The following is an 18,205-nucleotide window of genomic DNA, read 5'->3' as shown; positions in this document are numbered from 1 at the left end:
CGCCCGCCCCGTATCGGTCGGTGATCAGCGCAAGTCGCGCGCCGCCGCCACCACGTCGGCCTCGCCCGGCAACACCAGCAGGGCGGCACCGGCCAGGGGCGTGAACGTGTCGGCGCCAACCACCCGGCGCAGCGGCGTGGCGCCGCAGCCGGCTTCGACGATCGCGGTGATCACGCCCTCGCCCACGCCGGCGCTCTTGCGGCCCTCGTCCAGCACCAGGATGCGTTTGGCGCTCTTCGCCTGTGCCGCGATGAACGCGTCGTTGAGCGGCGCCAGCCAGCGCAGATCGACCACGCGCACCTTCCACTTCAACTCCGCCTCGATCGCGCGCGCAGCGCGCAGCGCCATCGGCACGCCGTTGCCGAAGGTGAACACCACCAGGTCGTCGGCCGTCTCGTTGTAGATGCGGCCCTCGCCCAGCGTCATGCCGCGGTCCGGCGCGGGATAGTCGAACTGCCACTGGCCGTCGCCGGGCTCGTACAGGTCCTTGGTCATGTACAGCGCGATCGGTTCGAGGAAGGCGCACACGCGGCCATCGACCTTGGCCAGCGCCATCAGCGTGCGCAGCATCATCGCAGCGTCATCGCCGCGGCTGGGGCAACCGACCACGAGCCCCGGGATGTCGCGCAGCGCGGTGACCGAGTTGTCGTTGTGGAAGTGGCCGCCGAAGCCCTTCTGGTAACCCAGCGAGGCCACGCGCATCACCATCGGGTTGCGGTACTGGCCGTTGGAGAAGAACTGCAGCGAGGCCGCCTCGCCGCGGATCTGGTCGCAGGCGTTGTGGAAATACGCCAGGTACTGGATCTCCGGCAGCGGCAGCATTCCCATGTTCGCGTAACCCTGCGCCAGCCCCAGGATCATCGTTTCATCGAGCAGCGTGTTGAACACGCGGCTGCCCTTGAAGGTCTTGTTGAGGCCCTTGGTGACCGTGTACACGCCGCCCTTCTGCGCCACGTCCTCGCCGAACAGCAGGGCCTGCGGATACTTCGCCAGCAGGTCGTGCAGGGCCTGGCCGATCTGGATGGCCAGGTGCCGCGGCGGCAGGTTCTCGGGCAGTTTCGCTTCGCCACCGAACACGGCCAGGCGCTTCTCGGCATAGTCGGCGCGCTCGGCCTCGGCCTTCACCGCGGCCGGCGTGTACGGCGCCAGCGGGGCCATCACCTCGTCCAGCGAGGTCAGCCGGTGGCGTGCATCGGCGTCCTCGGCGGCGGCGAAGCAGCGCTTGCGGGTGGCTTCGTACAGATTCAGCAGCTCGTCCTTCGAGTACAGGCCTGACGCCAGCGCGATGGTCGCCGAGCGCAGCAGGGGATCGGAGCACTCGACCGCGAACAGCTCCTCGATGCTGCGCCATTCGATCTCGAAGTCGGTGCCGGCATGGCCCATCACGCGGGTGGTCTTCAGGTGCAGGAAGGTCGGCCGGCGCGTGCCGCGGCAATGCTCCACCGCGCGCTGCACCTGGGCGTAGCCGTCGGCGAGGTCCAGCCCGTCGGCGAAGAAGTAATCGAGGTTGGCGCGATGCTGGTAGTTGTTCGCGATCCAGCCGCTCGGTGTCTTCACCGAGATGCCGATACCGTTGTCCTCGCACACGAACAGCACCGGCGCCGGCAGCTTCTGGTACGCCGTCCACGCCGCGGCATTGAACGCGGTTTGCGCCGTGGCGTGGTTGCTGGAGGCATCGCCGAACGAGCAGATGGTGATGCTGTCATCGGGGATCGGCAGCGTGTGGCCGATGCGCTGCGCCTGCTCGATGGCGATGGCCGTGCCCAGCGCCTTGGGCAGGTGCGAGGCGATCGTCGAGGTCTGCGGCAGCACCCACAACGGCTTGCTGCCCCACACCTTGTGGCGGCCACCGGAGGCCGGGTCGTCCTTGCTGGCGGCGAAGCTGAGCGCCGAGTCCATCACCGGATCCATGCCCGGGATCTTGCGGAAGCGCTCGGCCATGAAGGCGCCGGAGCGGTAGTGCAGGAAGGCCGGATCGGTGTGCCGGGTCAACCGCGCCACCATCGCGTTGCCCTCGTGGCCGGACGAGCCGATCGTGTAGAACACCTTGTTCTGCACGCGCAGCACGCGCGCCATCAGGTCGAGGTGGCGCGAGATCAATTGCGATTCCAGCAGCTCGCGGAATCCGCGTGCGTCCAGCACGCTGCCAGGCAGCACCGCCTCACCGTCGCGCGGCGCGTGGCGAACGTGGCCCTGCCACAACTGCACGAACTCGATGAAGTTCTGGTCGACGACTTCGGCGCGGTTGAAGCCTTTGTGGCGGGCGCCGAGCGCGAAGGGGATGGCAGTCATGTCGAAATCGTCGGGGCAATCGCGGTCAATGGGAAACCAGGACCGGCATGGTGAAGGCGGCGGGAACGAGCGCGCGCAGCGCCTCGGCCCGCTGCAGGTCCTTTTCCCGCCCGAAGCTGTGGAGAAGCCGGACCTGGTCGTCGATGGAGGGGACAGGCACCGCCATCCCGTTCACGCCGACGAGCACCAGCCGCCCAGGCGATACGGCCTGCCAACGATCGCCGGCGCGAAACTCGAGCGCGCCCATGATCTCCACGGCGGCGGGAAAACGGAAACGCGCGAAGTGCGAACGGAAGCGGTCGCTGTCGCCCGGCGCGAACGCGGGCTCATGGCGCGATGCCCATTGCGTCGTCAGGACGGCAGCATCGGCGCGCGACGTGAGCACATCCACGTCTGCCGCACTCGTCTGTGCCCCCGCCAGCAGCGCCGCGGTGCTCCCGATCACGCACCACGGATCGGCGCAATGCACGTACATGTCCGGCACGATCTCGGCCAGGGTGGCGTAAAGCGCGGGCGACAGATGACTCATGCGTGACGCTCCGCCTCAGAACGCATTGATGCCGGTCAGCTCGCGGCCCACCACCAGCTCGTGCACGGTCTCGGTGCCCTCGTAGGTGATCACCGATTCCAGGTTCAGCGCGTGGCGGATGGCCGAGTGTTCGGTGGTGATGCCTGCGCCGCCGAGGATGTCGCGGCACTGGCGCGCGATGTCAATCGCCATGCGGCAGTTGTTCCACTTGGCCAGCGAGACCTGGGTCGGCTGCATGGTGCCGGCGTCCTTGAGGCGACCGAGCTGCAGCGAGAGCAGCTGCGCGGTGGTGATGCGCCTTGCCATGTCGGCCAGCTTCAGCTGGATCGCCTGGTTGGAGGCCAGCGGCCTGCCGAACAGCGTGCGCTCGGCGGTGTAGCCGAGCACTTCCTTCAGGCAGGCCTGCGCCGCGCCGATCGGGCCCCAGGTGATGCCGTAGCGCGCCTGGGTCAGGCAGCCGAGCGGGCCCTTCAGGCCTTTCACGTTGGGCAGGCGCGCGCTGTCGGGTACGCGCACGTTGTCGAAGAACAGCGCGCTGGTGACCGAGGCGCGCAGGCTCATCTTCTTGTGGATTTCCTGGGCCTTGAAGCCGGCCGTGTCGGTCGGCACCACGAAGCCCTGGATGCCGTCGTCGGTCTGCGCCCAGACGATCGCGATGTGGGCCAGGTTGCCGTTGGTGATCCACATCTTGGCGCCGTTGATGACCCAGTCGCCGCCATCCTTCTTCGCATGCGTCTTCATGTTGGCCGGATCGGAGCCGCCATGCGGTTCGGTCAGGCCGAAGCAACCGATCACCTCGCCCGCCGCCATCGGTGGCAGGTAGTGCTTTTTCTGCTCCTCGCTGCCATACGCGAAGATCGGGTACATGCACAGCGAACTCTGCACCGAGGCGAAGCTGCGCAGGCCGGAATCGCCACGCTCCAGCTCCTGGCAGATCAGGCCGTAGCTGACGCCGTTCATGCCACCGCCGCCGTACTGCTCGGGGATCGTGGCACCGAGCAGGCCGAGGCCGGCGATCTCCGGAATCAGCTCTTTCGGGAAGCGCGCCTGATCGAAGCAGTCGCCGATGATCGGCAGCACGCGCTCGTCGACGAAGCGGCCCACGGAATCCTTCACCATGCGCTCCTCGTCGCTGAGCAGCGCGCGGACATCGTAGAGGTCGAGCGGATCGAGGCGGGTAGCCATGCATGAAGTCCGGATGTCGTGACAAGCCCGGGATTCTAGCTCTGCCATCGGGACCGGTCATGGTGACCTGCAGCATCGCGAATAGGCAGGACGCCGCCGCCGTGGGACAATCGCGGCCTGCGTTCCAACCGTGCATTTGCGGCAGCGGACGCATGCATCGCCGCATCGCGCGAGTGACGCCGTCACCGCCAACACCCCTCTCCGGATATCCATGCTCAAAGGTGTACTCCTCGGTTTCCTGGCGTTTGCCGCCTACGCGCTGAGCGATGCGTTCGTGAAGCTGCTGCATGGATCACTGCCTGCGTACGAGTCGGTGTTTTTCGGCGCGGCGCTGGGGTTGACCGCCCTGCCCTTCATCAAGGGTGATGGCGATCGCTGGCGGGAGACCTGGGTGGCGGAGCGCCAGGGCTTGTGGGTGGTGCGCGCGGTGGCCAGCGCCATCGGCACCACGTCCGCGGTGATGGCCTTTACCGCGCTGCCGATGGCGGAGGCCTTCGCGCTGATTTTCCTGATGCCGATCTTCGTGACCATCCTGTCCGTGCTGGTGCTGAAGGAGCACGTGGGCTGGCGTCGATGGTCGGCCGTGGTGGCCGGGTTCATCGGCGTGATGGTGGTATTGCGGCCGGGGTTTCGCGTGCTCGGTGCCGGTCATTTGGCCGCGGTGGTCTGCGGCCTCGCCGGCGCGGTCTCGATGATCGCGCTGCGCCTGGCCGGCCCGCACGAAAAACGCATCACGCTTTACGGCGCCGGCGTGATCGGCTCCATGCTGCTGACCGGCGCGCTGATGCTGACCCGTTTCCAATGGCCGCGACAGGAGCAATGGCTGCTGTTGCTGGGCTATGGACTGCTGGCCGCGGCCGGTGCCGTACTGCTGATGCTGGCCACGCGCCGTGCACCGGCCAACCTGGTGGCGCCGACCCAGTACAGCCAGATGCTGTGGGCCGTGCTGCTGGGCTACGTGCTGTTCGACGATCAGCTGGACTGGCCGATGCTGGTGGGCATCGCGATCATCCTGGGCGCGGGCCTGTTTACCTTCGTGCGCGAGGACAAGGTCACGCGCTGGTGGAAACGCACCCGGGTGGTGTGACGACGGCTAACGATTGCTGACGCCATGCGGCACGTGTCCGGTGGCCACGTGCTTGCGCGCGGATTCCACGTTGGCGGGCGAGTCGTCGAAGAAGATGTCCGCCCCGAACGCGTCCAGGAACGGCCCCTTGTCGCGGCCACCCAGGAACAGCGCCTCGTCGATGCGCACGCCCCAGCGACGCAGGGTGAGGATGACGCGCTTGTGCGCCGGCGCGGAGCGGGCGGTGACCAGGGCGGTGCGGATGGGCGAATCCTCGGCGGGAAACGCCGCCTGCAGCCGGTGCAGTGCGGTGAGGAAACCGCGGAACGGGCCCACCGAGAGCGGCTCGGCGGCGTGCTCGGCCTCGCTGCGATGGAACGCCTCCAGACCTTCCTCGCGCGACACGCGTTCGCCCTCGTCGCCAAACAGCACGGCGTCGCCGTCGAAGGCGATGCGCAGCTGCTCGCTGGCGCGCGGTGGCGCGGTGCTGGGCAGGATGGTGGCCGCCGCCACACCGGCGGCGAGCGCGCGGCCCACGTCCTCGGCATTGGCGGAAAGAAACAGGTCCGCCTTGAACGGCGCGATGTAGTCGGAGGTCGGCGCACCGCTGGTGAAGGCGGCGCGACTGATCTCCAGCTTGTAGTGCTGGATCGCGTTGAAAATGCGCAGGCCGGTATCGCCGGAATTGCGCGACAGCAGGATCACTTCCACCGGCGGCGTGTCACCGGCCAGCCTGTTCAGGCCGAGCAGCTTCTGCACCAGCGGAAACGCCACGCCGGGCTGCAGGATCTCGTCCTCGTGATCGATCTGAAACGAACGGTAGGCATCGAGCCCCTCGCGTTCGAACAAGGCGTGACTGTCGCCGAGATCGAACAGCGCGCGCGAGGAAATCGCCACGACGAGGCGGTTGTCGTCGACGGCGGCGGGATCGTGGGCGGAGGGCAGCGTCATGGCGTCAATCTAGCTGCAGTAGCGGGAAGTGAGAAGCGAGAAGTGAGTGGAGAGGAGTGAGGAGTGAGAGAAGGCAAAAGCACAGGCCTTGGCTCTCTCTCACTCATCACTCCTCTCCACTCACTTCTATTCTGCGGCGAACTGCTCATCCAGTATCCGCTGCTCAAGATTGTGCTCGGGGTCGAACAGCAGCCGCACGCCCTGATCGCCCGATTGGCGGATGGTCACCGTCAGCACGTCGCGCACCTCGTGGAAATCGGCGGTGGCGCTGACCGGGCGCTTGCCCGGATCGATCACGCGAAATGCCACTTCCGTGCGGTGCGGAAGAATGGCGCCGCGCCAGCGGCGCGGGCGGAACGGACTGATCGGGGTCAGCGCGAGCACGTTGGCATCCAGCGGCAGGATCGGCCCGTGCGCGGACAGGTTGTAGGCGGTGGAGCCGGCCGGGGTCGAGACCATGATGCCGTCGCACACCAGCGACGGCAGCTTGACCGTGCCGTTCAGCTGCACTTCCAGATGGGCGGCCTGGTTGCTCTGGCGCAGCAGCGACACCTCGTTGAACGCCATTGCCACGTGGGTGCCGCCGGCCACGTCGGTCACCCGCATCTGGAGCGGAAACAGCGAGGCCACATGCGCCCGCTCGACGCGCTCGGCCAGCCCATCCAGCCGATGCATGTTCATCAGGAAGCCGACCTGGCCCAGCTTCATGCCGTATACCGGCACGTCCAGGTCGCGGTAAGCGTGCAGCGTGCGCAGCATGAAGCCATCGCCGCCCAGCGCCACGATCAGCTCGGCCTGGCCCGGTGGCACATCGCCGTACCGTTGCACCAAGGCATCGCGCGCCTGCTGGGCCACGGGGGTATTGCTGGCGACAAAGGCAAAACGCATCGGTAACCCTGGCTGGCCGAGAAGGCTGAAGGATACGACAGAGGAATGGCCCAGCCTAAAACCCGGGTTTTCCCGCACGCCCAACCCCCTCCCAACCTCCCCCTGCCAGCAGGGGGAGGAGCCGGAAGCCGAGCAATCCGCCGAAACGTCCGAGCTTGCCGTAATACCCTCCCCTGCTCGCAGGGGAGGGAAGGGGTGGGGTCAACCCGCGGGAAATTCCAACCTCAAACCGGCAACTGCGCCAGCTGCGCCAGCCGCCGCACCGCCACCGACGCGATCGGGTAATCGGCGTTCTGGGTGAGGATCTCGGCCAGCATGCTGCGCGTGTGCTGCAGCGTGGCATCGTCGCGCTGCAGCCACGTCTGCACCGCGGAAACGTCGCTGTTTTCGTCCACGCCCATGCCCAGCACCTGCTGCGCCAGCGCGCGATGCTGCTGGTTCAATTCGTCCAGCAGCGAGCCGCGCGCCTGGGCATGCCAGTGGCCTTCCACCGGCAAGGCCTCGATCTGGTCGCGCAACCAGCCCAGGTCCAGCGCCTCGCCCAGTTCGTAGAAGATGCGGGCCACCTTCTCGATCGGCTCGTCGCTCTGGCGGGCGATCTCGGCCATGTCCAGCGCGGCGCGCAGGTCCGGCATGCGCGCCAGCCGCAGGGCCAGCGCCGAGGGCATCCCAAGACCTTCCCATTTCTCGCGATCGCAGGTGAAATCGCCCTGGCCGGCCTTGCCCAGCACGTGCGGCAAGGCCTTGCGCAGATCGGACACGACGCCCTGGTAGCGCTCGACGTTGGCGGCGATGTCCAGCGTGCCGCCGGGCCGGTTCAGCAGCCAGCGCGTCATGTGCCGCAGCAGCGCCCAGATCTTCAGGATCGCGTCGGTCTGGGTGCCTTCGGCGACCTTGCTGTCGAGGGCCTCGATCTCGGCCCACAGCTCGCGGGCGTCGAGGATTTCGCGCGCCGCGGTATACGCCTTGGCGATCGCCGCCGGCCCCTTTCCGGTGTCCTCCTGCATGCGCATCATGAAGGTGGCGCCCATGCGGTTGATGGTGGAGTTGGTGACCGCGGTGGCGATGATCTCGCGCTTCAGGCGGTGGCGCTGCATGTGCTCGGCGTACTTCCCGTGCAGTGGCTCGGGGAAGTAGCGCACCAGCTCGCGCGACAGGTAGGGATCTTCCGGCACGTCCGAATCGAGCAACTGCTGGAACAGGCGCATCTTGTCGTACGACAGCAGCACCGCCAGCTCCGGCCGGCTCAGCCCCTGCTCGCGGCTCTTGCGTTCGGCCAGCTCGGCATCCGACGGCAGGTTCTCGACCTGGCGATCGAGCATGCCTTCGGCCTCCAGCGTGCGGATGAAATGCGCCATGGAGCCGAGCCGTCGCACCGACTGGTGCTCCATCAGTGTGATCGCCTGGTTCTGCCGGTAGTTGTCCCACAGCACCAGCTTGCCGACCTCCTCCGTCATCGCCGCCAGCTGTTCGTTGCGCGCATCGACGCTGAGCTCGTTGCGCTTGACCGCATCGTTCAGCAGGATCTTGATGTTGACCTCGTGATCGGAGGTATCCACGCCGGCGGAGTTGTCGATGAAGTCGGTATTGAGCAGCACGCCGTTCTGCGCCGCCTCGATGCGGCCCTTCTGGGTGAAGCCCAGGTTGCCGCCCTCGCCCACCACCTTGCAGCGCAGCTCGCCGCCATCCACGCGCAGCGCGTTGTTGGCGCGGTCGCGCACGTCGGCATGGCTTTCGCTGGCGGCCTTGACGTAGGTGCCGATGCCGCCGTTCCACAGCAGGTCCACCGGCGCCTTGAGGATCGCGCTGAGCAGTTCGTTCGGCGCCAGGTGCTCGACATCGTCCTTCAGCCCCAGCGCGCCACGCACCTCGGCCGAGATCGGGATCGACTTGGCGCTGCGCGGATATACCCCGCCGCCCTGGGAAATCAGCGCGCGATCATAGTCGTCCCAGCTGGAACGCGGCTTCTCGAACAGGCGCTTGCGCTCGGCAAAGGAGCGCGCGGCATCGGGCGTGGGGTCGAGGAAGACGTGGCGATGATCGAACGCCGCCACCAGCCTGATGTGCCCGGACAGCAGCATGCCGTTGCCGAACACGTCGCCGGACATGTCGCCGATGCCCACGCAGGTGAAATCCTGCGACTGTGTATCCACGCCCAGCGAGCGGAAATGGCGCTTGACCGATTCCCACGCACCGCGCGCGGTGATGCCCATGCCCTTGTGGTCGTAGCCGTGCGAACCGCCGGAGGCGAACGCGTCGCCCAGCCAGTAGTCGTGCTCGATCGAGATGGCGTTGGCGATGTCGGAGAACGACGCCGTGCCCTTGTCGGCGGCCACCACCAGGTACGGATCGTCGCCGTCATGGCGCACCACGTCGCGCGGATGCACGACCTCGCCCTCGACCAGGTTGTCGGTGATGTCGAGCAGGCCGTTGATGAAGATGCGGTAGCAGGCGATGCCCTCGGCCAGTTGCGCGTCGCGATCGCCTGGTTGTCCGGCGATGACCGGCGGCCGCTTGACGAAGAACCCGCCCTTGGAGCCGACCGGCACGATGACGGTGTTCTTCACCATCTGCGCCTTGACCAGGCCGAGCACCTCGGTGCGGAAATCCTCGCGCCGGTCCGACCAGCGCAGGCCGCCGCGCGCCACCGCACCGAAGCGCAGGTGGATGCCCTCGACGCGCGGTGCGCAGACCCAGATCTCGCGGTAGGGAATCGGCTTGGGCAATCCCGGCACCTGGTGCGGGTCCAGCTTGTAGCTGATGTAGTCGCGCGGCGCGCCGTCGTGCTGCTGGAAGAAGCTGGTGCGCAGCGTGGCGCCGATCACGCTGACGAAGCTGCGCAGGATGCGGTCCTCGTCCAGGCTGGCGACGTTTTCCAGCAATACGCCGATGACGCTTTCGACGGCCCGCACCTGCTCCTCGCGCGGACGCGACAGCGAGGCGCCGAGATCGGCGATCAGCGAAGGCTGCGCGCTCTGCACGTTGGCCGGGATCAGCGCCTCCATCTCGGCCGCCAGGGTGGCGCCGGCCTCCTTCAGGGCCTCGGCGGACAAGTCCTCGCGCCGCGGGTCGAAGCGCGCCAGGAACAGTTCCACCAGCAGGCCGGCGATGGCCGGATAGCGGTTGAGCGTGTCTTCCATGTACGCCTGCGAGAACGCCACGCCGGTCTGCAGCAGGTACTTGCAGTAGCCGCGCAGCATGGCGATCTGCCGCCAGCTGAGCTTGGCCCCCAGCACCAGCCGGTTGAAGCCGTCGTTTTCCGCGTTGCCGCGCCAGATCTGCTCGAACGCTTCCTCGAACAGGGTGCCCACCTGCTCCACGCTGAAAGTGAGCTTGCCGGCCAGTTGCACCTCGAAATCCTGGATCGACAACGTCGCGCCATCGCGCGGGATCTCGTAGACGTGTTCGGTGAGCACGCGCAGGCCCATATTCTCCAGCTGCGGCAACACCTCGGACAGGGCGATGTCGCCGCCGCTACGGAAGATCTTGAAGCGCAGCGTCGCCGGAGCCTTCAGCGGATGGTAGAACGACATCCGCAGCGCGTTCTCGCCCGACAGCTGCGACAGCGTGCGGATGTCCTCGGCGGCCACGGCGGGCGTCACGTCATCGACATAGCCCGGCGGCATCGACTTGGCGAAACTGTTGGCCAGCAGCAGGCCCTCGTGCTCCCCGTGAGAGCGCACCAGCGCGTCGCGCACGTCGTCGTGCCAGTTGCGCACGATCGCCTCGACGCCGTGCTCCAGCGTCGCCAGGTCGACGTCGGGGTGATCGCCGATGCGCGGTCGCACCGTCACGTGCAGCCGGGTCAGGGCGGCCTCGCCCATCTGCACGGAGGAATCCACCTGCCCGGCATGCAGCGCCTCGCCCAGCAACGCCTCGATGCGCTCGCGCACCGACGTGTTGAAGCGTTCGCGCGGCACGAACACCAGGCAGGCGAAAAACCGATCGTAGCGGTCGCGGCGCACGAACAGCCGCGTGCGCGCACGCTGGCGCAGCTCCAGGATGCCGGTGGCGGTGGCGAACAGCTCGTCTTCGTTGCTCTGGAACAGTTCGTCGCGCGGCAGCACCTCAAGGATGTGCCGCAGCGATTTGCCCGAATGCGAATCGCGCTTCAGCCCCGAGCGCACCAGCACCGACTCGACCTTGTGCCGCACCAGCGGCACGTCCTGCGGCCGCGTCATGTAGGCGCTGGAGGAGAACATGCCGATGAAGCGCTCCTCCGCCACCGCCTTGCCGTTGGCGTCGAACTTCAGCACGCCCACGTAATCCATGTAGCCGCTGCGATGCACGCGCGAGCGGGCGTTGGTCTTGGTGAGGATGATGGCGTCGGCCGCGCCGGAGTGCGGCAGGTCGTTGGCCGCCAGCGTGCGCACCGAGCGCGGCGCCAGCGAATGATCGTTGTGGCGCAGGATGCCCAGCCCGGTGCCGTCCACCGCGCGCAGCACCTGCTCGCCATCGGCGGCCACCACCTCGTACTGGCGGTAACCGAAGAAGGTGAAATTGTCGTCGGCCATCCAGCGCAGGAAATCGGCCGCCTCGCGCACGGCATCGGCATCCAGCGACAGCTTGCGCTGCGGCAGGTCGGCCGCGATCGCCAGGGCCTTGTCGCGCATCGCCGACCAGTCGCCCACGGCCTGGCGCACGTCGTTCAGCGCATCGGCAACCTGCGCTTGCAGGCGTGCGCATACCGCCTCGTCGACGATGCGGTCGATCTCGAAATGCATGATCGACTCGGGCAAGCCAGCCTCGTCGCCCAATTGCTGCAGCTGCCCGCCTGCATCGCGCACCGCATGCAATACCGGATGGATCACCGCCTGGATCGACTGCCCGCCCTCCGTCACGATCATGCTGACGGTATCGACCAGGAACGGCATGTCGTCGGTGACCACCTGCAACAGGCTGCGACCCGGATGCCCGGGCACCGTGCCCAGCACGCGTACCAGCGCCTGCCCGGCCGGGCGCCGCTGCATGAATTCAAGCAGCCCCGCGATCAACCCGGCCCATTGCTGCGGCGTGTGCGCGTCCATGTCGCCCGGCGCCATGCGTGCAAAAAACACATCGGTGAAAGTGTTCGCCTCCGCCAGCCGGGACGGTTCCAGGCCCTGGGCTTTCAGGACATCCAGCACGGCGTGGCGGGGGGAATGGGCGGTGGTCGCTTGGATCGCATTCATGGCTTCTACTGGGTAGTGAAACAAAATGGCGTCATGCAACGTCGCCCCAGAATACTGCCGCGTCGCGAAGCGCCACCACCGACCTCTGCCACTTGCATATTTCGCGCGGGCAGTGATCCATTGACGTGGCGCGTGACCGCGTGCGGCGCCGGATGCGTGCGGACGCTCGTCCATACCACCACAGCCCGTGTCAATGGGTGGATTCACGCGCGACTTAAAATGTAAACTGTCCGGTATAGTCTTGCCGGTTGGGGCTCGGCGCTTCGCGAGGATTCGCGGAGATTTCCGTCGGATGCACCGCTGCCGGCAGCGCCCCGTTGTCCCCACCCAGCCGAGGCACGGCGCAGCATCTGGCCCCCAGGATCTGCAGTCGCGTGTCGGTGGTTCCCTCTTCCTCGATCAAGCATCGTTCTGGAGCAGCCATGAAGTCCTCTCTACTGCGCGCACCGTTGTGCCTCGCCCTGCTCGCCCTGGCGGCCTGCAGCGGCAAAGGCAAGGAGCAAGGTCCGCCGCAAATGCCCCCGCCGGAAGTGGGTGTGCTCAAGGTGCAGCCGCAGAACGCGCCGCTGACGCGTGACCTGGTGGGGCGGCTGTCGCCGTACCGCAGCGCCGACGTGCGCGCGCGCGTGGCCGGCGTGCTGCTGAAGCGCACCTACGAGGAAGGCACCGACGTCAAGAAGGGCCAGCTGCTGTTCCAGATCGACCCGGCACCGTTGAAGGCATCGCTCAACGCCGCCCAGGCGGCGCTGGCGCAGGCGCAGGCGACGGCGACCAACAACAAGGTCACCGCGAAGCGCGTGCGCGAACTGGCTCCCAAGGGCTATGTGTCCAAGGCCGACCTCGACAATGCGCTGGCCGCCGAACGCAATTCCGACGCCGCGGTGCAGGCCGCGCGCGCCAACGTGGAGACGGCCCGCATCAATCTGGGCTATGCCAACGTGACCTCGCCCATCGACGGTCGCGCCGGCCAGCAGCAGGTGACCGAGGGCGCGCTGGTGGGCAACGGCGAAGCCACCTTGCTGACCACGGTGGACCAGATCGATCCGCTGTACGTGAACTTCACCATGAGCGTGGCCGCGCTGGAGCAGATGCGCAGCGCGCAGCGCAGCGGCGACGTCACCCTCGCCGGCGCCGACAAGACCAGCGTGCAGGTCACCCTGCCCGACGGCAGCACCTACGCGCAGCCCGGCGTGCTGGATTTCTCCGACACCTCGGTCAACCCGGCGACTGGCGCGGTGGACCTGCGCGCCACGATCCCCAACCCGCAACGCACGCTGCTGCCCGGCATGTACGTCACCCTGACCGCCAACCTCGGCCAGCAGCACAAGGTGTTCCTGCTGCCGCAGGCAGCGGTGCAGCGTGACACGACCGGTGCCTACGCGATGGTCGTGGGCGCCGACGGCAAGGTCGCACGCAAGGACATCACCACCACCGACATGCGCGACGGCCAGTGGGTAGTCAATGGCGGCCTGGCGGCGGGGGATCAGGTGGTGGTTTCCGGCCTGCAGAAGGTCAAGCCCGGCGCACCGGCCAAGGCCACGCCGTGGCAACCCGATGCGCCCGCCGGCGCCAAGCCGGCCGGCAAAGCCACGAGCGGCAAGTAACGGAGCGCGATCATGCCGAGTTTCTTCATTGACCGCCCCATTTTCGCGTGGGTGGTGGCGATCCTGATTTCGCTGGGCGGCGTGCTGGCGATCCTCAACATGGGTGTCGAGTCGTACCCGACGATCGCACCGCCGTCGGTCACCGTCAGCGCCACCTACCCCGGCGCCAGCGCGGCCACCACCGAGAAAACCGTCACCCAGGTGATCGAGCAGCAGCTGACCGGCATCGACCACCTGCTGTATTTCAGCTCCTCGTCCAGCGCCAGCGGCCGCGCCAACATCACGCTCACCTTCGAAAGCGGCACCGATCCGGACATTGCCCAGGTGCAGGTGCAGAACAAGGTGGCGCTGGCCACCCCGCGACTGCCATCGGAAGTGACACTGCAAGGCGTGGTGGTGGCCAAGGCCAACGCCGGCTTCCTGATGGTGGTGGCCCTGACCTCGGACAACCCGGACATCGACCGCAACCGCCTCAACGACATCGTGGGCTCCAGCGTGCTCGACCAGATCGCGCGCGTGCCCGGCGTGGGCAGCACGCAACAGTTCGGCTCCGAATACGCCATGCGCATCTGGCTGAACCCGGACAAGTTGCACGGCTACAACCTGTCGGCCAGCCAGGTGCTCGCCGCGATCCGCGCGCAGAACGTGCAGTTCGCCGCCGGTTCGCTGGGTTCGGACCCCGCGCCCGAGGGCCAGGGCCTCAGCGTCACGGTGTCGACCGAAGGCCGTTTCACCACCGCCGAACAATTTGCCGACATCGTGCTGCGCGCCAACAGCGACGGCACCACGGTGAAGCTGGGTGACGTCGCGCGGATCAACTTCGGTCCCGGCAGCTACGGTTTCGACACCAGTTTCGAGGGCAAGCCGATCGGCGCCTTTGCGATCCAGCTGCTGCCCGGCGCCAACGCCCTGGACGTGGCCACCGCGGTGCGCGCCAAGATGGACGAGCTGGCGCCCAGCTTTCCGCAGGGCGTGACCTGGTTCAGCCCGTACGACAGCACCAGCTTCGTGCGGATCTCGATCAACGAGGTGATCCACACCCTGATCGAGGCGATCATCCTGGTGTTCCTGGTGATGCTGCTGTTCCTGCAGAACTTCCGCGCCACCATCATCCCCACGCTGGTGATCCCGGTGGCCCTGCTCGGAACGTTCCTGGGCATGCTGGTGCTGGGTTTCACCATCAACCAGCTGACCCTGTTCGGCATGGTGCTGGCGATCGGCATCGTGGTGGACGACGCGATCGTGGTGATCGAGAACGTCGAGCGCATCATGACCGAGGAAGGCCTCTCGCCACGGGACGCCACGGTCAAGGCGATGGGCCAGATCACCGGCGCCGTGGTGGCGATCACCGTGGTGCTGGCGGCGGTGTTCGTACCCTCGGCGCTGCAGCCGGGCGCCACCGGCGTGATCTACAAGCAGTTCGCGCTGACCATCGCGGTGTCGATGGGCTTCTCCGCGTTCCTGGCGCTGTCGTTCACGCCGGCGCTGTGCGCCAGCTTCCTGCAGCCGGAGCACCACAAGAAGAAGAACGTGGTGTTCCGCAAGTTCAACGACATGTTCACCTGGACCACGAAGACCTACACCGGCCATATCGACGGCGCCGTGCGTCACGCACCGCGCTGGATGATCGTGTTCGTGGCGGTGGCGGTGCTCGGTGGGTTCCTCTACACGCGCCTGCCCGGCAGCTTCCTGCCCGAGGAGGACCAGGGCTACGCGCTGGCGATCGTGCAGCTGCCGCCCGGCGCCACGCTGCAGCGCACCGCCAAGGTAATGAAGCAGATGCGCGACATCCTGGACAAGGACGAGGCGGTCGCCGGCGTGCTCCAGGTCACCGGTTTCAGTTTCATCGGCGCCGGCGAGAACGTCGGCATGAATTTCATCAAGCTGAAGGACTGGGCCGACCGTGACGCATCGGCCGCCGAGTTCATCGGCCGCGCCAACGGCGCCCTGCAGCAGATCCGCGATGCCCAGGTGTTCGTGGTCAACCTGCCGACGGTGCAGGGCCTGGGCCAGTTCGGCGGATTCGACATGTACCTGCAGGACCGCAGCGGCGCCGGCCGCGACGCCCTGACCCAGGCGCGCAACACCTTGCTGGGCAAGGCCAGCCAGAGTCCGCTGCTGGCCGGCGTGCGTCCCAACTCGCTGGAGGATGCGCCGCAATTGCACATGGACGTCGACCGCGTCCAGGCGCAGTCGATGGGCCTGTCGGTGGGCGACATCTACAACGCGGTCGGCCTGATGCTGGCGCCGGTCTACGTCAACGACTTCTCCTACGGCGGGCGCGTCAAGCGCGTGATCATGCAGGCCGACGCGCCGTACCGCATGGGCCCGGACGCGCTGGAGCATTTCTTCACCCCCAGCACGCAGCTCACCGCCAACGGCACGCCGGCGATGATCCCGCTGTCCAACGTGGTGCACACCGACTGGATCGTGTCGTCGCCGTCGCTGACCCGCTACAACGGCTATTCCGCGGTGGAAATCGTGGGCTCGCCCACGCCCGGGCATTCCTCGGGCGAGGCGATGGCCGAGATGCAGAAGATCGTCAACGACGACCTGCCCAAGGGCTTCGGCTACGACTGGACCGGCCAGTCCTACCAGGAAATCCTCTCCGGCAACGCCGCCACCTTGCTGATGGTGCTGTCGATCGTGATCGTCTTCCTGGCGCTGGCGGCGCTGTACGAAAGCTGGTCGATCCCGATGGCCGTGCTGCTGGTGGTGCCGCTGGGCATTCTGGGCGCGGTGGTGTTCACCCTGTTGCGCGGCCTGCCTGACGACATCTACTTCAAGATCGGCATGATCACGGTGATCGGCCTGGCCGCGAAGAACGCGATCCTGATCGTGGAATTCGCGGTGGCCGAGCAGAAGGCCGGACGCACCTTGCGCGAGGCCACCGTCGATGCGGCCCGGCTGCGCCTGCGCCCGATCCTGATGACCTCGCTGGCCTTCATCCTGGGCGTGTTCCCGCTGTTCATCTCCAGCGGCGCCGGCGCCAATGCCCGCCACGCCATCGGCACCGGCGTGATCGGCGGCATGCTGTTCGCCACCTTCCTGGGCGTCCTGCTGATCCCCGTTTTCTACATCGTGGTGCGCCGCCTGCTGGGCGACAAGCTCGATGGCGATGCGCCGGCCAAACCCGCGCTGGATGGGCCGAGCACGTTCGACTCCGATCCGCGACGCGGCCATTGAGGATACGGACAAGCAGGAACAGGAGCGGGGAATGAGGAATGGGAAAATCCCCGCTTCCGCAAACCCATGAAAAAAGCCCCGGCATCCGCCGGGGCTTTTTTTATCGGAAGGCGGAACTGCAAATCGCAGGATCACCCCGTCGTGGCGCTCTCCTCCGTTCCCGTTCCCGCTCTTACCGCAGCCCGGTTTCGGCCCGCGCAATCACCATCCGCTGGATCTCGCTGGTGCCCTCGTAGATCTCGGTGATCTTGGCGTCGCGGAAGTAGCGCTCCAGCGGCATCTCCTTCGAATAGCCCATGCCGCCGTGTATCTGCACCGCCTGGTGGGCGATCCACATGGCTGCCTCGGACGCGGTGAGCTTGGCCACGGCGGCCTCGGTGCCGAAGCGCCCGCCATTTTTTTCCGCCTCGCCCTTGGCCCACGCGGCGCGCAGGGTCAGCAGCATGGCGGCGTCGAGCTTGCACTTCATGTCGGCGATCTTGGACTGGGTCATCTGGAAGCTGCCGATCGGCTGGCCGAACGCCTTGCGATCACGCGACCATTGCAGGCTGGCTTCGTAGGCGGCGCGGGCGATGCCGACGGCCTGCGACGCGATGCCGATGCGCCCGGCGTCCAGCACGCCCATCGCGATCGAGAAGCCCTTGCCCTCCTCGCCCAGCAGGTTCTCCTTCGGCAGCACGTAGTCGGTGAACTCGATCTCGCAGGTGGCCGAGGCGCGGATGCCCAGCTTGGGCTCGGTCTTGCCGGCGTGGAAGCCCGGCAGCTGCGTATCGACGATGAAGGCCGACACGCCCTTGGCGCCGATGCCCGGCGTGGTGATCGCGAACAGTACGATGTAGCGCGCCACCGGGCCGGAGGTGATCCAGCTCTTCTTGCCGTTGATGACCCAGTCGCCGTTCGCGTTCTTCGTGGCGCGGGTGTGCATGGCCGAGGCGTCGGAGCCCGATTGCGGCTCGGTCAGTGCGTAGGCGCCGATCGCCTCGCCGGTGGCGATGGCGCGCACGTAGGTCTGCTTCTGCTCCTCGTTGCCGTGCTTGAGGATGCCGTGGCAGAACAGCGAGTTGTTCACGCTCATCACGGTGGATGTGGCCGCGTCGGCGGCGGCAATCTCGATCATCGCCAGCGCGTAGGCGATCGGGTCCATGCCGGCGCCGCCGTAGGCTTCGGGCACTTCCACGCCCATCAGGCCGAGCTGGCCCATCTCGCGGATGTTCTCCAGCGGAAACTCGGCGCGTGCGTCGAACTCGGCCGCCACCGGCGCAATGCGCTTTTGCGCGAAATCGCGGGCGATCGACTGGATCGACAATTGCTCTTCGGTAAACCGGAAATCCAC

The 18,205-nt window shown here is 67.2% G+C and carries 10 protein-coding genes; 3 read left to right on the top strand and 7 right to left on the bottom strand.

From position 1 onward, the window contains the following. Positions 1 to 24 precede the first annotated feature (24 nt). The 3 genes from ABD017_RS03735 to ABD017_RS03725 are packed head-to-tail and all read right to left on the bottom strand — an operon-like array spanning position 25 to position 4,006. Positions 25 to 2,292 (bottom strand): thiamine pyrophosphate-dependent enzyme, encoded by a 2,268-nt coding sequence (locus tag ABD017_RS03735; protein WP_343880263.1) that lies wholly within the window; start codon positions 2,290 to 2,292, stop codon positions 25 to 27. A 25-nt stretch (positions 2,293 to 2,317) separates the two neighbouring features. After that, a complete protein-coding gene (locus tag ABD017_RS03730; protein WP_343880262.1) occupies positions 2,318 to 2,821 on the bottom strand; it encodes a nucleotidyltransferase family protein in 504 nt (167 codons plus the stop codon). 15 nt (positions 2,822 to 2,836) lie between these two features. Beyond that, entirely contained in the window at positions 2,837 to 4,006 is a 1,170-nt protein-coding gene (locus ABD017_RS03725; protein WP_343880260.1) for an acyl-CoA dehydrogenase family protein, read from the bottom strand. Between the two features lie 211 nt (positions 4,007 to 4,217). Here ABD017_RS03725 and ABD017_RS03720 point away from each other — a divergent pair, with 211 nt between their 5' ends. Continuing rightward, a complete protein-coding gene (locus ABD017_RS03720) occupies positions 4,218 to 5,093 on the top strand; it encodes a DMT family transporter (RefSeq protein ID WP_343880258.1) in 876 nt (291 codons plus the stop codon). A gap of 6 nt (positions 5,094 to 5,099) precedes the next feature. On the opposite strand, the gene ABD017_RS03715 is transcribed toward ABD017_RS03720, so the two are convergent. The 3 genes from ABD017_RS03715 to ABD017_RS03705 all read right to left on the bottom strand — a co-directional run bounded on the left by ABD017_RS03715 (position 5,100) and on the right by ABD017_RS03705 (position 12,082). After that, positions 5,100 to 6,023 carry a 5'-nucleotidase gene (locus tag ABD017_RS03715; RefSeq protein WP_343880255.1) on the bottom strand — a complete coding sequence of 308 codons (924 nt, stop codon included), beginning with the start codon at positions 6,021 to 6,023 and terminating at the stop codon, positions 5,100 to 5,102. 126 nt (positions 6,024 to 6,149) lie between these two features. After that, positions 6,150 to 6,911 carry an NAD kinase gene (locus tag ABD017_RS03710; protein ID WP_343880252.1) on the bottom strand — a complete coding sequence of 254 codons (762 nt, stop codon included), beginning with the start codon at positions 6,909 to 6,911 and terminating at the stop codon, positions 6,150 to 6,152. 224 nt (positions 6,912 to 7,135) lie between these two features. Continuing rightward, a complete protein-coding gene (locus tag ABD017_RS03705; RefSeq protein WP_343880250.1) occupies positions 7,136 to 12,082 on the bottom strand; it encodes an NAD-glutamate dehydrogenase in 4,947 nt (1,648 codons plus the stop codon). A gap of 422 nt (positions 12,083 to 12,504) precedes the next feature. On the opposite strand from ABD017_RS03705, the gene ABD017_RS03700 reads away from it, so the two are divergent. After that, the gene (locus tag ABD017_RS03700; RefSeq protein WP_343880248.1) at positions 12,505 to 13,686 is read left to right on the top strand and encodes an efflux RND transporter periplasmic adaptor subunit; all 1,182 of its coding nucleotides are present in this window, start codon (positions 12,505 to 12,507) and stop codon (positions 13,684 to 13,686) included. A 12-nt stretch (positions 13,687 to 13,698) separates the two neighbouring features. Further along, positions 13,699 to 16,872 (top strand): multidrug efflux RND transporter permease subunit, encoded by a 3,174-nt coding sequence (locus tag ABD017_RS03695; protein WP_343880245.1) that lies wholly within the window; start codon positions 13,699 to 13,701, stop codon positions 16,870 to 16,872. Positions 16,873 to 17,044: 172 nt separating this feature from the next. Here ABD017_RS03695 and ABD017_RS03690 read toward each other — a convergent pair whose 3' ends face one another. Continuing rightward, positions 17,045 to 18,205: an acyl-CoA dehydrogenase family protein gene (locus ABD017_RS03690; RefSeq protein ID WP_343880243.1), complete on the bottom strand. Its 1,161-nt coding sequence runs from the start codon at positions 18,203 to 18,205 to the stop codon at positions 17,045 to 17,047.

Origin of the sequence: Rhodanobacter caeni (assembly GCF_039523575.1) — a bacterium.
Taxonomy (GTDB): Bacteria; Pseudomonadota; Gammaproteobacteria; order Xanthomonadales; family Rhodanobacteraceae; genus Rhodanobacter; species Rhodanobacter caeni.
This window is presented reverse-complemented; position numbering and strand designations above follow the sequence as displayed.

Excerpts from the sequence above, each read along its gene's own strand:
- ABD017_RS03735 (WP_343880263.1), bottom strand. The coding sequence starts at position 2,292 with ATGACTGCCATCCCCTTCGCGCTCGGCGCCCGCCACAAAGGCTTCAAC.
- ABD017_RS03730 (WP_343880262.1), bottom strand. The coding sequence starts at position 2,821 with ATGAGTCATCTGTCGCCCGCGCTTTACGCCACCCTGGCCGAGATCGTG.
- ABD017_RS03725 (WP_343880260.1), bottom strand. The coding sequence starts at position 4,006 with ATGGCTACCCGCCTCGATCCGCTCGACCTCTACGATGTCCGCGCGCTG.
- ABD017_RS03700 (WP_343880248.1), top strand. The coding sequence starts at position 12,505 with ATGAAGTCCTCTCTACTGCGCGCACCGTTGTGCCTCGCCCTGCTCGCC.
- ABD017_RS03715 (WP_343880255.1), bottom strand. The coding sequence starts at position 6,023 with ATGACGCTGCCCTCCGCCCACGATCCCGCCGCCGTCGACGACAACCGC.
- ABD017_RS03695 (WP_343880245.1), top strand. The coding sequence starts at position 13,699 with ATGCCGAGTTTCTTCATTGACCGCCCCATTTTCGCGTGGGTGGTGGCG.
- ABD017_RS03710 (WP_343880252.1), bottom strand. The coding sequence starts at position 6,911 with ATGCGTTTTGCCTTTGTCGCCAGCAATACCCCCGTGGCCCAGCAGGCG.
- ABD017_RS03720 (WP_343880258.1), top strand. The coding sequence starts at position 4,218 with ATGCTCAAAGGTGTACTCCTCGGTTTCCTGGCGTTTGCCGCCTACGCG.
- ABD017_RS03705 (WP_343880250.1), bottom strand. The coding sequence starts at position 12,082 with ATGAATGCGATCCAAGCGACCACCGCCCATTCCCCCCGCCACGCCGTG.